General features: G+C 72.1%; 11 protein-coding genes. 4 read left to right on the top strand and 7 right to left on the bottom strand.

The window, feature by feature from the left end:
* Positions 1–65 precede the first annotated feature (65 nt).
* Positions 66–857, bottom strand: coding sequence for an AraC family transcriptional regulator (locus LIV37_RS20760; RefSeq protein ID WP_121824688.1), 792 nt, complete (start codon positions 855–857; stop codon positions 66–68).
* Positions 793–2,301 carry an MFS transporter gene (locus tag LIV37_RS20755; protein ID WP_020869080.1) on the bottom strand — a complete coding sequence of 503 codons (1,509 nt, stop codon included), beginning with the start codon at positions 2,299–2,301 and terminating at the stop codon, positions 793–795. The genes LIV37_RS20760 and LIV37_RS20755 overlap by 65 nt, the downstream gene beginning before the upstream one ends.
* Before the next feature lie 123 nt (positions 2,302–2,424).
* Here LIV37_RS20755 and LIV37_RS20750 point away from each other — a divergent pair, with 123 nt between their 5' ends.
* Entirely contained in the window at positions 2,425–3,243 is an 819-nt protein-coding gene (locus tag LIV37_RS20750; RefSeq protein ID WP_020869079.1) for an AraC family transcriptional regulator, read from the top strand.
* Between the two features lie 22 nt (positions 3,244–3,265).
* Here the strand turns inward: LIV37_RS20750 and LIV37_RS20745 are convergent, their stop codons facing one another.
* Genes LIV37_RS20745 through LIV37_RS20730 form a run of 4 tightly spaced genes read right to left on the bottom strand, consistent with a single transcriptional unit; the run spans position 3,266 to position 9,581 of the window.
* On the bottom strand, positions 3,266–6,502 hold the full coding sequence (locus LIV37_RS20745; RefSeq protein WP_020869078.1) for a glycoside hydrolase family 38 N-terminal domain-containing protein: 3,237 nt from the start codon (positions 6,500–6,502) through the stop codon (positions 3,266–3,268).
* Positions 6,503–6,556: 54 nt separating this feature from the next.
* Entirely contained in the window at positions 6,557–7,369 is an 813-nt protein-coding gene (locus LIV37_RS20740; RefSeq protein ID WP_020869077.1) for a carbohydrate ABC transporter permease, read from the bottom strand.
* The gene (locus LIV37_RS20735; RefSeq protein ID WP_020869076.1) at positions 7,366–8,322 is read right to left on the bottom strand and encodes a carbohydrate ABC transporter permease; all 957 of its coding nucleotides are present in this window, start codon (positions 8,320–8,322) and stop codon (positions 7,366–7,368) included. Before LIV37_RS20735 ends, LIV37_RS20740 begins: the two co-directional genes overlap by 4 nt.
* Positions 8,310–9,581, bottom strand: coding sequence for an ABC transporter substrate-binding protein (locus tag LIV37_RS20730; protein WP_158634899.1), 1,272 nt, complete (start codon positions 9,579–9,581; stop codon positions 8,310–8,312). Before LIV37_RS20730 ends, LIV37_RS20735 begins: the two co-directional genes overlap by 13 nt.
* Before the next feature lie 157 nt (positions 9,582–9,738).
* On the opposite strand from LIV37_RS20730, the gene LIV37_RS20725 reads away from it, so the two are divergent.
* From LIV37_RS20725 to LIV37_RS20715, 3 genes are read left to right on the top strand one after another with little or no spacing between them, the layout of a single operon-like run.
* Positions 9,739–11,592 carry a class I mannose-6-phosphate isomerase gene (locus LIV37_RS20725; RefSeq protein ID WP_020869074.1) on the top strand — a complete coding sequence of 618 codons (1,854 nt, stop codon included), beginning with the start codon at positions 9,739–9,741 and terminating at the stop codon, positions 11,590–11,592.
* Complete coding sequence (locus LIV37_RS20720) at positions 11,589–12,611, top strand: LacI family DNA-binding transcriptional regulator (protein WP_020869073.1); 1,023 nt, start codon at positions 11,589–11,591, stop codon at positions 12,609–12,611. The genes LIV37_RS20725 and LIV37_RS20720 overlap by 4 nt, the downstream gene beginning before the upstream one ends.
* Before the next feature lie 30 nt (positions 12,612–12,641).
* A complete protein-coding gene (locus tag LIV37_RS20715) occupies positions 12,642–13,607 on the top strand; it encodes an ROK family protein (protein WP_243146190.1) in 966 nt (321 codons plus the stop codon).
* 200 nt (positions 13,608–13,807) lie between these two features.
* Here the strand turns inward: LIV37_RS20715 and ribD are convergent, their stop codons facing one another.
* Entirely contained in the window at positions 13,808–14,524 is a 717-nt protein-coding gene (gene ribD / locus LIV37_RS20710) for a bifunctional diaminohydroxyphosphoribosylaminopyrimidine deaminase/5-amino-6-(5-phosphoribosylamino)uracil reductase RibD (RefSeq protein WP_020869071.1), read from the bottom strand.
* Positions 14,525–14,660: the final 136 nt, after the last annotated feature.

Here is a 14,660-nt window from a genome sequence, read left to right as displayed (position 1 = left end):
ACTGTGGACCCGGCCGCCGTCGCCGCCCACTGATGAATGGACACCGAATACCGAAAAGCCGCCAACTACCGCGCGTCGTCGCGCAGACCCGCCCGATAGCGGCCCGGAGTCTGCCCGACGACCTCGGTGAACGCCTCGATGAAGCCCGACGGGTTGGACCACCCGCACTCCGTCGCGGTGTCGGTGACGGACCGGCCGTTGGTGAGATGGACCAAGGCGTGGTGGATGCGCAGGATGGTGCGCCACCGGTGGAAGCTCATGCCCAGCTCGGTGTGGAACAGACGGCTCAGCGTGCGGTCACTCGCACCCACGGCCCGCCCCAGCCCGGTCAGGGTCGTGGTCCGGCCGGGGTCGGCGTGCAGGAGGTCGGTGACGGCACGCAGCCGGTCGTCACGGGGTTCGGGCAGGTGCAGGGACTGCTCGGGGGCCGCGGTGAGCTCGTCGATCACCACCGCGCGCAGCCGTTCATGGGCGCCGGGCCTGACCTCCCGCCGATCGGTCAGCGCCAGCAGCGCCTCACGCAGCAGGGGGCTCACCGCGAACACGCTGGGATGTGCCACGAGCGCGTCGCACAGCTCGGCCGGGATGACGACCAGCCGGGCGTCGGTCCTGCCGTAGAAGCGATGGGAGTGGTCGAAACCGGGCGGCGTCCACGTCACCCGGTTGGCCGGGGCGACCCAGGTCCCGCGCTCGGTCGTGGTGGCCAGGGCACCGGCGGCCGCGTACACCAGCTGACCCTGGGGGTGGGAGTGGGTGTCGAGGCGGTACCCGTGGGGAAGCCAGCCTCCTCCGCTATGAGGTGACGTCTTCCGCGGCGTCGTCGGGGGCGGTGGGGAGGGCTGGCGGGTTTCCGGCATCGACCGTCAGCTTACCGGCGAGTGCGTGACCTGGATGGCGGTCCTTCCCGAGCAGGGCGGCTATGAGGACGGCGCCGAGCGCGAGGAGGGCGGCGGCGATGGAGAGCGCGTGGGAGAAGCCTTCCGCCGCGGCACGCCGTGGGCCGTCCGCCGCGGCCAGGGCCTTGCCGCGGCGGGTGGCCAGCGCGACCAGGACCGCCACGCCCACCGCGCCACCGACCTGTTGGACCGAGCTCAGGAAGGCCGAGCCGAGGCCGGCGTTCTCCTCGGTCGTGCCCGTGAGCGCGGCGACGGTCAGGGCGGGCAGACTCAGTCCGCATCCGAGGCTCGTGACGAGCATGCCGGGCAGCACTCCGGAGGCGTAGCCGTCGCTCGGTGCCACTCCGGACAGCAGCACCAGTCCGGCCGCGCTGATCAGGAACGACATGATGAGCGTCCAGCGCATGCCGAGCCCGGCCACCGCCCGGGAGGAGAGCCACATACCCGCGAGGATCCCGGCGCCGTAGGGCAGGTAGGCGACGCCGGCCGCGAGGGGGCGGTAGCCCAGCACGGTTTGCAGGTGCACCATCAGCAGGAAGGCCATCGCGTAGAAGGCGGCGGAGAACAGCAGGGTCGCCCCGTTGGCGACGGCACGGACGCGGAAGGACAGGAACGACAGCGGTACCAGCGGCTCCGCGGTGCGGGCCTCGACCGTGATGAACGCGAAGGCCAGGACGACGGCGAGTACCAGGGGTCCGGCAGCGGCGCGTCCCCAGCCCGATTCGGTCTGGAGCAGCCCGTAGACCAGGGACACCAGGGCGCCGGTGCCCAGTACCGCACCGGGTATGTCGAGGCGTACCGGGCGGCTGGTCCGGCTCTCGGGGACCAGGCGCGGGAGCAGGGCAAGCGCCACGAGGGCCACCGGCAGGTTGATCAGGAAGATCCAGCGCCAGGATGCGAGGCCGGTCAGCGCACCGGATATCACCAGGCCAGAGGTGCCGCCCAAGGCCGCGACGGCGCCCCAGACGCCGAATGCCCTGGCACGCTCCTTGTCACCGGGGAACAGGAGGGTGATCAGGGCCAGCGAGGCCGGACTGGCCATGGCCGCTCCCGCGCCCTGGACGAACCGCCCGCCCACAAGCTGCCACGGTTCCCGCGCCAGCCCACAGAGCAGGCTCGCCGCGCCGAACAGCGCCACCCCGGTCAGGAAGACGCGTCTGCGGCCCCACAGGTCGGCCATGCGGCCGAAGAGCAACAACAGCCCGCCGAAGGCGAGGAAGTAGGCGTTGACGACCCAGGCCAGGCCGGCGGCGGTGAAGCCGAGGTCGTCGCGGATGCTGGGGAGCGCCACGCTCACCACGTTGTCGTCCAGGACGAGCATGAACTGCACCAGGCACAGCACCACCAGGGCCGGTCCACGGCGGCCGGTGTCGGAGGCCGCCGCCGAAACCGGCGAGCCGTTCATAACGTGGCGGCGCCCACGGCGCGGATGAGGGATCGTCATACGGCGACGCTATGCACCGGCCGTTCTGGCCGCGATGCGCTACAAGGCCAGGCCATATCGCCTTGGGGACATACGCTGGGCGGCATGACCGAGGCCATCGTGGGGCCCGTCCCGCCCGGGGTCGGCGCCATCGTCGTCGGACACTTTCCGCTGGCGTCCGGGCAGTGGTTCGGCCGGCATTCCCACCCGCAACACCAGTTGGCCTGGACTCGGCGCGGTGTACTCGGCGTCGCCGTCGACGACGCCTACTGGGTTCTGCCACCCACCCGGGCGCTGTGGCTGCCCGGGGGGATCGTTCACCGGACCGGCGCGACCCGCGACGCGGTGCTGTGCGGCCTCTACTTCGAACCCGACCGGTGCGCTCTGGACTGGTCCGACCCCACGCCGGTCGGCGTCGACGGGCTGCTGGCCCACCTGATCGCCTACCTCGGCCGGAACGACCTCCCCGACGACGCCCGGCTGCGGGCCGAGGCGGTCGTACTGGATCTGCTGCGCCCGTTGCCGAGCACGCCCATCAACGTGCCGACCCCGACCGACGATCGCGTACGCGCCGTCACCGAGGCGCTGCTCGCCGACCCCGCGGACCCGCGCGGCCTGGAGGCGCACGCTCGGGCCGTGGGCGTGAGCCGACGCACCCTCACCCGGCTGTTCATCCGCGACACCGGCATGACCTTCGACCGCTGGCGCACCCATGCGCGACTGCGCGCGGCCCTCTCCCTCCTCGCGGAAGGCCGGCCCGTCTCCCGGGTCGCGCACACCGTGGGTTATGCGACACCGAGCGCGTTCCTCGCGGCGTTCCGGCGGACCGTCGGCACCTCCCCGGGGCGCTACCTGAGCGGCAACACCTCGTTGCGGCCGGACCTGGATGTCAAAGGTCCGTCACCCACCAGAACTGACAGGTGACGGACCCGGGCCCGCTTCCCCGCTATCCCCGCGGCGCCAGGCGCACCCGTACCGCCGTGGTGCCCAGACGCGGGATCTCCACGAGGATGTCGTCGCCGTCGAGGGCGGCGGGGCCGTCGGGGTCGCCCAGGTAGGTGGCGCGTTCCGCGCCCGCGGCGGGGAAGCCGCAGTGGAGTCGGACCGTGCGTGGCTCCGGGGCGAAGGACTGGAGCCTCACCAGCAGGTCGACGCCGTCGTCGCCCGGGACCGAGACCGGGACCGGGGCCGCGTCGCGGACCGCGACGCGGGTGTCGTCCACGGAGAGCAGCGCGAGTTCGGCCGGCCGGTCGGTGTCGGGGGCGCCGTGTGCCGGGACGCCGATCAGCGGGTGGTCGACCTCGTAGGCGGTGCGCAGTGCCAGGGCGTCGGCGTCGATGGTCTCGCCGGGTCGGCGGACGCCCACCGCGTACCGGAAGGTGGTGTGGAACGCCTGCTGGGACGGGAAGTTGGTGTCCCACAGGTTGTTGTGCACCCAGGAGTAGACCGTGCCGGGCCGGCGCGGCGACGTCGAGTCGGGGAATGGGGCGTAGGGCAGGGCGATGGTCTCCGGTTCGACCAGCGGTGCGTCCCTGGTGATCCAGGCGACGGGGCCGCCGTCATCGGTGAGGGAGACGAACGACCTGACGGCGCGCATGTGCTGGGGCGCGCCGGGCACATGGGCGAGGCCGCTGCCGGTCAGGGCGCCGGTGATCTCGTAGTGGACCGTGGGCCGCGTCAGCGCGAACGGGAAGGCGAGGTACGCGCTCTCCTTCGTCATGGTGGCGGGTTTGTCGAAGCGGTTGTCGATCACCAGGTGGGCGTCGTCGCGGCCGAGGCTGACCGTGGTGCGGGCCCGGCGGACGCCGTCCGCCGCGTACTCGTAGGTGAGGCGCCCGCCGAGCGCGTCGTCGACGCGTTCGAGGAGCACGGCGGGGCGGGCCAGGGTCCGGGAGCCGAGGAGTTCCAGTTCCTCGCTCACGGTGGTCTTGTTGGCCTGGTGGTTGTAGCCGCCCGCGGTGGTGTACGTGTCGTAGACGTAGCCGTTGAAGCCGACGACGGCGTCCTGGTCGACGAGTTCGCGGCCGGTGGCCTTCTCGACGAGGCTCGCCACACAGGCCGTGGTCAGGTCGACGCGGACGCGCAGGTGGTCGTTCTCCAGGACCAGGTCGTCGGCGGTGGGCAGGGGCACGGCGCGGGCTTTGCGGTCCTCGCGCTCCTCGCCGTCCGCGTCCCCGTCGAGGCGGAGCGGAGCGGGGGAGGCCACCACCTTGCCGCCGTCCTCGCCGGTCACCGTCACGTCCAGCCGTACGAGGCCGAACGGCGGCACGTCGGGCACCTGGACGTGCAGCCACCGCCCGGCGTCCCGGTGGACCGGGTTGGTCTGCGCCTCCTGGACCAGCGGCAGTTCCGCGCCGGTGCGGCCGTCGGTCACCGACACCGCCCTCGTGAGCGGGACCCGGCTCTCGCGCAGGAACACCGTCACGACGGAGGTGCGCGCGGCCGCCGTGGTGTTGACGGCCCAGTACGTCACGTCGGCGGCCGCCGCGACGGGCAGTACGGCGCCGAGCGCGGCCGAGGCATGGTCGAGGAAGGTGTCGGCGTCGTTGTCCCCGTGCAGCGCGTACCCGTACTTCCAGTGCCACTGCTGCTCGCCCGACTCGCCGCCCGCGTCACCATGGGTCCATGGGTCGGCGGCGCCCCAGGTGTGCTCGTTGAACAGGGACACCGACCGGTACACCTGGTCGGCGCCGCCGCGGGCGGCGGTGGCCAGGTCGGTGCCGGGCCCCGTGGCGGAGGCCAGCGCGGCGATGCCGTACAGGGTGGCGGCGTCGGTGACGGTGGACTGGGCGCGGCGCACCATCGCCTGGGGCCGGGCGCCCGAGCCGACGCCCTCGACCCACCAGTCGCCCCAGTCGCCCTCGAAGGCGGGGATGGCGTCGCCGAGGCGGGCCTCGGCGTCGGTGAAGAAGTCGGTGTTGGTGGACAGCCGCAGCCGGGGGCTGTCCCAGGTCTCGTTCCAGCGGCGTACGGTCTCGGCGAGGATCAGCCGCGGCGGCGCGTTGTCCCCGAAGTGGCCCTGCACCCTCAGGTGCAGCACGTCCCACGGGTAGGGCTCGCGCTCGCCCGGCGCGGGGGCCGGTGAGCCGAGGAGCTCGGGCGGGAACGGGTAGGGGTTGGTCGCGAGCGACGTCAGATAGGCGGGCAGCAGGTCGTCCACCATGGCGTAGGAGGTGTCGAAGCCCAGCACGGGCCCCTCCATGTAGGCCAGGCCGTGGGGGCTGTCGGTCATCCACACCAGCACCTCCTTGCCCGACGGGGCGCGCCACCGGAACAGGCGCGGCAACCGCGCCCCGCCGTTGGTGGTGGGCACCGAGCGCCCGGCCCAGTTGTGCGCCACCGACAGGTAGCGCACGCCCAGGGGGGACAGGGCGTCCGGCAGCCCGGCGACGGAGCCGGGCACGTCGGTCTGCATGGCGGAGCGGAAGTCGATCCCGTAGGTATCCCGCACCCGGCGGGCCAACCGCAGCAGTTCGTGGAGTTCGTCGGTGGAGCAGGTGTCGCTGTGGAGGTTGTACGGCATGGCCGTCAGTTCGATCTGGCCGGCGCGTACCCGCTCGATGAACTCCGCGACCCGCTCCGGCGGCCGGACGGCGGCCCACTGCTCGAACGACCACAGCGACTCCACCGCCCACCGGAACCTGGCGTCGTCGGGCCAGCCGTCGGTGGTACGCGTCAGATCCAGGCAGGAGTCGAGGAAGGCGACGTGTTCGCCGAGGACGGTGCCCTGCGGATCGGTGTAGCCGATGTCCAGGTGCGAGTGGTGGACCAGGTGGATCGTCCAGTCCCGCGGTGGTTCCAGCGCGAAGGCGAGCACCGCCGAGGCGTCGCCGTTGCGGGCCTCGACGCGCACGTCGCGGCGGTCGCGCTCCAGGGGGAGCATGAGGCGTGGTCCGCCGGGCGTGGGCAGCACCTCGACGGGCACCCGGCCACGGCCGGCGATCTCCACGTCGAAGGTCCACTGGTCATGGCCCGGAGCGCCGGGGCCGGGCGCCTCGCCGGAGATGAGGATGCGCACTCCGCGCCGGGCCCCGGCGCCGTCGCGGCGTACGAGGTGTTCCGGCAGGGCCCGCAGTTCCGTGGTGCCGGCCCGCGCGGTGGCGGCGACGGCGAGGCCGATCATGCTCGTCCGGGCCTTGTCGGTGGACCAGCGGCGGTCGCGTACGAGGGCGCGCGTCGTCATGTGTGTCTTCTCTCCCAGGGTGGTTCAGTGGTTCGTTTCAGGCCGTCAGACGGTTCAGGCCGTGAGCCGCAGGCTGTTGACGAAGAAGCGCTGGAACACGAAGAAGAGGACCACGGTCGGCACCGAGGCGACGAGCGCGCCGGCGAGCACGACGGGCGGCCCCACCGTGGCGTAGTTGCCGTTGAGGTCGGCGAGGGTGGCCGTCACCGGCCGCACGTTCGGGCTGAGCGACAGGGTGATGCCGAACAGCAGGTCGTTCCAGATCCAGGTGAACTGGAAGATGAACGCGGCCAGCAGCGCGTTCCTGGCCAGCGGCAGGTGGATCCGCAGGAACATCGACAGCCAGTTCACGCCGTCGAGCTGGGCCGCCTCGGAGATCTCCCTCGGCACGGTGAGCATGAAGTTGCGGTTGACGAAGAACGCGAAGGGGATCGTCAGCGCCACGTAGATCAGCAGCATGCCGTACTGGGTGTCGTAGAGGCCGGTGGTGGCGTACCCGCTGAACAGCGGGGACAGGAACGTCTGGAGGGGCAGTACGGTGCCGATGAAGATGAACCAGAACCAGAGCCCGGGCCGCCGCACCGGCATCACGGTGACGGCGAACGAGGCGAGTGCCGCGATCACCACCGCCACCGCCGCGCCGATCACCGCGTAGACCGTGGTGTTGAGCAGTCCCCGCCCGACGTCGGCGCTCTCGAACGCGGTGCGGATGTTCGCGAACAGCCCGGGGGAGGCGAACCACCACCGGGGGGATCCGGTGTACTCCTTCGCCGGGGTGAAGGCGTTGACGACGACCAGCCAGGTCGGCACCAGCCACAGCACGGAGACCAGGGCGACCAGGACGCCGCGCGCCGTTCTGCCCGTCATACGGCATCGCCCGACCGCTGCCGCACCTGTTGCCGCAGGTAGAGCCAGGAGGCGGCGATGACGACGACCGTAAGGACGACGGAGACGGCCGCGCCGTAGCCGTACCGGTTGAGGGTGAAGGTCTGCCGGTACATCGTCAGCGCGAGCGTCTCGGAGGCCGTTCCGGGGCCACCCTGGGTGAGCAGCCACACGATGTCGAAGGTCTTGAGGCTGTTGACGATGGACATGCCCACCACCACGACCGTCATCGGCCGCAGCTGCGGCACGATCACGCGCAGGAACAGCTGGAGGCCCCGCGCGCCGTCGATCCGGGCGGCCTCGATGGTGTCCGTGGGAATGGTCTGCAGCCCGATCAGGAAGAGGATCAGCGAGGCCCCGGTCGCCTGCCATGTCGTCGCCACGATCATGACGAGGGTGTTCAACGGCCAGTGCAGCAGCCACTCCTGCTGCCAGCCGCCGAGCCCCACCGCGCCCAGCGTCTGGTTGACCGCCCCGTCGCTCCGCAGCAGGTACGTCCACAGCAGCGCCGTCGCCGAGCCGGAGAGCGCGTACGGGATGACCACGGCGGTACGGGCCACCGCCCCCCAGCGCATCGAGTGGGTCAGCACCGCGAGCAGCAGGCCGAGCAGCACGGGAAGGACCAGCGTGCCCACCACCCAGAGCACGGTGTTCAGCAGCGACCGGCCGAAGTCGGGGTCGGTGAACAGCGCGGTGTAGTTGGACAGGCCGACGAAGCGCGCGGTGATGCCGTTGTCGTCGAAGAGGCTGCGCCACGCGGTGACCAGGAAGGGCACGACCAGAAGCAGCAGGATCAGCGCCACGGCGGGCGCCAGGAACGCGCCCACCCAGGCGGTGGCGCGGAAGCGGGCGGAGCGCGGATCGGGCACGAGGGGTTCGGGCCGGTGTGGCCCCGTTCGGCTGGCTGCCTGGTCGGCAGTGGTCAGGACGTCCACACCTTCCACTCCTTGTCGGCTCGGTGCTGCATGTTCGTCAGGGTCCGCGTCGCCTTCGCGGGGGTGGGTTCGATCATGAAGGCGCTCAGGTCCTGGACGTTCCCCTCGATCAGTACGGGGGGCGACGCCTCCCAGTAGCGGATGGCCTGCTTCGGCCGTTCGCGCCGCACCTGGGCGGCGATCTGGCGCACGGTGCCCACGTTCGGCACGACGCCCGGGTCGGCGGAGGTGTCCCGCAGGAATCCCGTCCACGCCGTCTGGACCGCCGGGTCGAGCCAGGCGCGGGCCACGGCGAGGGCGGCGTCGCGCTTGTGGGCCTGTGCCGACACCGCCAGCACACCGCTCTCCACCAGCACCGAGCGGTTGCCGCCGGGCGGCGGAGGCAGCAGGAACGCGCCGAGGTCGGCGTCCTTGACCCCGGCGTCGAGGAACGCCCCGGTGTTCCAGGTGCCGTAGAGGCACATGGCGGTGCGGCCCTGCGCGAACTGGCCCGGCACTTCCGTGGCCGAGGCGTCGGGCGAGGAGAACGCGCCCCGCCGGTACAGATCGCTCCACAGGGCCATCGCACGCCGGCACACGTCGTCGGTGTACGAGGCCCTGCCCGCCGTGAGATCGAGGTAGAAGCGGTGGTCGAGCCCGTTGAGGAGCTGCTGGAACCAGATCGAGGACTCCCAGGTGGTCGCGCCGCCGGAGGAGATCGGCGTGATGCCCTTGGCGTGGGCGGCGTCCACGATGTCGAGGAACTGCTGCCACGTCGTCGGCACCTCCACACCGAGTCGCTCGAAGACGGTCCGGCTGTGGAAGACCACGTAGTACGACTTGTAGAGCGGGACGCCGAACTGCCTTCCCTCATGGCTGAAGGTCTCGCGCAACGCGGTGTCGTCGCTCCAGCCGCGCCGGGCCGCCTCGTCCCAGGCCTCGGTGACATCGGCGAGGATCCCGGCGCGGGCGATGTCGCGCAGCCGGTAGCCGTTCCACCACTTGATGAGATCCGCCGTGGAGTCGGTCCGCGCCGACATCCGCACGATCTGCTGATAGTTGCTGACGTTGGGAACCGCCCGCGGCGCGAGCCGGAAACCGGACAGCGGCCGCAACTTTCTGCCCGCCGCCCGGAAACCCGGCGACCAGGTGGGGTTGTCGTTGAACACCGAGACCACGTCGGCGGGCGCGGGCCGGCTCATCGAACCCCGTGCGCACGCGCTGAGGGCGAGGCCTGCGACGCCCGCGGAGGAGGCGGCCAGCAGCCGGCGCCGGCTCATCCCCTGTGGCATGTCGATTGGCATGTCGATCGAGCCCATCTGGCCCCCTCGTCACCGAATCAGCGACCTGGTAAGTTATCGGTAACGTACAGGTGTGCAGGTAGTTTGAAAAGAAGTCGCGTTAACGTATCTCACGGGATCTCATGGGATTGGTGACATGGGCGAGAGTCCGCAGGTCAAGGTGAAGGCGCCGCAGTACGACCCGACGCCGTGCTATCCGGTCCTCGCCGACGCGGTCGCCGTCGGCTGGGCCGACGCGGCCGGGACGCTCCCGAAGGGGACCCGGGTCCTCGCCGTGGACGGCCCCGCGGTACTGGACTGGGCCGCCGTCGCCGCCGGGCTCGGCGCGGCGTTCGGTGCCCGGGGCGCCCGGGTGGAGTTCGCGGACGTCCGTACGGCGGTGCGCGACTGGGAGACCGTGCGGCGGCTCACCGACTCCGACGAGCTACGGGACGACCCCGACTTCGCGCGGCTGGCGGGCGGCGACCTCTCCGACCTGATGGACCCGGCGGCCCTGGCGGCCCTGGCGGCGCTGGCCGACCTGGACGAATCCGGTGCGGGCGAGGTCGGTGCGGGCGGGGCTGGCGCGGGCGGGTCCGACCCGAGCGAGGACGGCCCGGCCGGGGGCGGCGCAAGCGAGTCCGGCCCGGCCGAGGGCGGCGCGCTGCGCGTCCTGCTCGGGCCCGGCGCCGCGCTCGCGGAGTCCGACATCCTGTGGTGGGCCGATCTGCCGAAGCGGTACGCGGAGGCGGCGGTCAAGCACGGCCGGGGCCGTAACCTCGCGGCGCCCGAGGGCGAGCCGCCCACCCTGCGGCGGCTGCTCTACATCGACTGGCCGCTGCTCGACCGCCACCGCGACCACATGGCGGAGCGGATCGCGCGATGGATCGACGTTACCGATACCGTAACCCCGACGTCGATCGGTGGGCAGGCGCTGCGCGAGACCTGCCGGTCGCTCGCCACCCGCCCCTTCCGCACCCGGCCGACCTTCAACTCGACGCCGTGGGGCGGGCACTGGGCACAGGAGACGCTCGGTCACAACCCGGACGCGGAGAACACGGCCCTCGGCTACGAGTTGATCGCGCCGGAGAGCGGCGTCCTGCTCGGCGACGACGCCTCCAGATGTGTGGAGGTGCCGTTCCAGCTCGTCGTCGCGCTCTCCCCGGTGGACGTGCTCGGCCCGGCCGTGCACGAGATGTTCGGCACGTCGTTCCCGGTCCGCTTCGACTACCTCGACACCGTCCGCGGCGGCAATCTGTCCGTCCACTGCCATCCCAGGCCCGACGACATGCGCGACGTCTTCGGCTGGCCGTACACCCAGCACGAGACCTACTACCTGATGCACACCGGGGAGCACGGCAAGGTCTTCCTCGGACTGCGCGAGGACGCCGACGTCGAGGCGTTCCACCACAGCGCGCACGCCGCCGACGCGCACGGCACACCGTTCGACATCGAGCGGTATGTGCAGGTGTTCCCCGCCGAGGCCGGCCAGCTCTACCTGGTCCCGGCCGGTACGCCGCACGGCAGCGGCGAGGGCAATGTCGTACTCGAAGTCAGCGCCACCCCCTATCTGTACTCACTGCGGTTCTACGACTGGCTGCGGCGGGACGCGGCGGACCGGCAGCGTGCCGTGCACGTGGAGCACGCCTTCCGCAACCTCGACCCGGAGCGGTCGGGTGGAGCGGTCGCCCGCGAGCTGATCCAGCGGCCCCGGCCGCTGCGCGCGGGTGACGGCTGGCGGGAGGAGGTGCTGGGCGCGCTGCCGGCGATGTTCTTCCAGGTGCACCGGATCGCCGTCGAACCGGACCGGGCCGCCGAGCAGCGGACCGACGGCCGCTTCCACGTGCTGACCGTCGTGGACGGGCAGGGCGCGGTCATCACCACCGCCGCCGGGCACCGGCACTCCGTACACTATGCCGAAACTCTCGCAGTCCCGGCGTCCGTCACCGCCTACCACGTGCACAGTCAGGGGCCGGAGCCGGTCCGTCTGGTGAAGGCACAGGTGGTATGAGCGCGCATTCGGAGTCCGGACCGGCCCTCACCATGCGGGACGTGGCCGCGCGGCTCGGCGTCAGCCCGATGACGGTCTCCCGTGCGCTGCGCGGTCAGCGCGGCATCGGCGAGGCCACCCGCCAGCGGGTGCTCGCCGAGGTGGCGGCCCTCGGCTACCGCCCCAACAAGCGGGCCCGAGAGCTGCGTTCGGGCGGCCCCAACGAGCTCATCGGGCTGGTCGTGACCAACCTGGCGAACCCGTTCTACTCCCAACTCGCCGTGGGCCTCGAGCAGATCTGTGTGGGCTACGGTGCCCGGGTCATGCTCGGCAGCACCGGGGAGGACCCGGCCACCGAACGGGAGGTGGTGGCCGACCTGGTGGACCGCGGTGTGGACGGCCTGGTCGTCGCCCCGGCCGGGCATGACCACAGCCACCTCGGCGGGACACGGCTGCGCGACCTCCCGGTGGTGCTCGCGGCCAGCCCGCCGATGGGCATCGACGTGGACTGCGTCCTCGTCGACGACTTCGGCGGCACCCGGGAGGCATGCCGCCGCCTCGTCGCCCGCGGCCACCGGCGCATCGGCTTCCTCGGCCTGCCGCCGTCGCTCTGGACGGGCTCCGAGCGCTTCCGGGGCTACGCGGTGGCGCTGGAGGAGGCGGGCATCGCGCTCGACGAGCGGTACATCAGCCGGCACCGGGGCGACAGCGCGCTCGCGGAGGAGGCGGCGCGCGAAATGCTCGCCCTGCCGGACCCGCCGACCGCGCTGCTGACCGCCAACAACCGGAACACGGTCGGCGCGCTGCGTGCCCTGCGGGACCGCACGCAGGACCAGGAGCCGGTCGCCCTCGCGGGTTTCGACGACATCGAACTCGCCGACATGCTGCACCTGCCGCTCACCGTCGTCTCCTACGACCCGGTCGAACTCGGCCGGGCCGCCGCGACGCTGCTGTTCGAGCGCCAGGCGAGCACCGCCCCGCAGCCGCCGCGCCGGGTGACCATCGCGACCACACTCGTCGACCATCCGGCACCGCGGTAGGCGCCGATGACGGCTTCCGGAGGCCATGCCGTGCCGCACCGACGCGCTGACGAGCCCTCTCTCGTGCCCGTCCTCGAAGTGGGCGGTTCCCATGTCACCGCGGCGGCCGTCGACCTCGACCGGGGCCGGATCGCCGACGGCACCAGGCGCCGCCTGCCGCTGACGCCAGGCATCGGCCCCGAGGACTTCCTCACGACGCTGGCCGAGGCCGCCAACGGCGCGCTCTCCGCACCCCCCGCAGCCTTGGCGACGGCCCCCGACGCGCGCGGGATCCGCGGCACCTGGGGCGACACCTGGGGCATCGCGGTCCCGGGCCCGTTCGACTACGCGCGCGGAATCGCCCGCTACCACGGCGTCGGCAAGTTCGCGTCGCTGGACGGCCTCGCCGTCGGCGACCGCCTGGCACCCCGCCTGAACCCGCGCCCGACCCGACTGCGGTTCCTCAACGACGCCTCCGCCTTCGCGCTCGGCGCCCGGCACACGGCCCACGCCGAGAGCCGCCGCCTCGTCGCGGTCACCCTCGGCACGGGGGTCGGCTCCGCGTTCCTGGACCACGGGACGATCGTCGAGAACGACCCGCGCGTACCGCCCGAGGGCCGCGTCGACCTGCTCACCATCGACGGCCGTCCGCTGGAGGACACCGTCTCCACCCGGGCGATGACCACCCACTACACGGCCCGCACCGGCCGTCCCGTCGACGGGCTGCGCGAACTGACGGCCCTCGCCGCCGACGACGACGCCACCGCCCGCGACGTCATCACCTCGGCCCTGAGCGCCCTCGGCACCGCCCCCGCCCCGTGGCTGACCGCCTTCGAGGCCGACACGGTCGCCTTCGGCGGCTCCATCACCGCCGCCTGGCACCTGATAGGCCCACCCCTCACCACCGGCCTCACCCACCACGCCCCACGCCTCGCCCGCCTCACCCTCTCGGTACACGCCGACGGCGAGGACCAGGCACTCCTGGGCGCGGCGGTATTCGCGACGCGGGGCACGTAGCCGGACTGGCGGGCCACCGGCTACGCATTCACCTCACGCAGCGGCCGCCCCACAGGGTCTGGTGCAAACTGGCATGTTACTAACGTCGATGTTGCCAACATTCATGTTGGCTTCCGCTCGTAGGCGAGCCGACCTTGCGGCGGCGCGGCGATGTTTGGTGCGGTGTCTGTGGGTAGGTCTCGCGGGCAACCAGGCCGTACTCAGCGCTGCGGACGTGCGATCAGCCTGACGTCCGGGCCGGAGCGCGCCACGTCCACCAGCTCGCACCGGAGGATGTCGCCGATCGTCTCAATGGTGCCGCCTTCGAGTCCGCTCTTCCCGCGGCCGAGGAGCGCGGGGGCGATGTAGGCGACGATGCGGTCCACCAGGCCGGCCGACACGAACGACGCGGCGAGAGTGGGGCCGCCCTCGAGGAACATCGCGCGCACGCCGCGCTGGTGCAGTTCACGGAGGAGTGCCTGCACGTCCAGGCCGACCTTCGCACGGGGCAGCCGTACGACGGTGGCCACGCCGTCCAGGTGGGATGCGTCGGCGCCATCGGCGACGGCAATCATGGTGGGTGCGGCATCGTCGAGCACCCGGGCATCAGCCGGAGTCCGGGCGTTGGTGTCGACGATCACGCGCCATGGCTGCTCATCGATCGGCACGGCGACCTTCAGGTTGGGGTCGTCCTTCACCGAGCGCACGGCGAGGTGGGGGTTGTCGGCCCGCTGGGTGCCGGAACCGACGACGGTCGCCTGGTAGGCCGCGCGCAGCGCGTGGACTTCCGTACGGGATTCCGCGCTGGTGATCCACTGGCTGGTGCTGTCCGCCGCGGCGATCCGGCCGTCCAGCGTGGCGGCGTACTTGTAGACGACGTACGGCCGCCCCTCGACCGTGTCCCACTCGTCCGTGCCGACCAACTCGCTGATGTGCATGGGCCCCTCCGGGCAGACCAGGTTCTCGGCAGCTCAGTCACGCGCGGCAGCGACCGCCTGGGAGCGAACCACCTCACTAGGCGTATTGACCACAAGCGTTGTTGACGGCCGGCGTGTGGGTCTGATGGGAGATAGA

Origin of the sequence: Streptomyces rapamycinicus NRRL 5491, assembly GCF_024298965.1 — a bacterium.
GTDB lineage: Bacteria > Actinomycetota > Actinomycetes > Streptomycetales > Streptomycetaceae > Streptomyces > Streptomyces rapamycinicus.
This window is presented reverse-complemented; position numbering and strand designations above follow the sequence as displayed.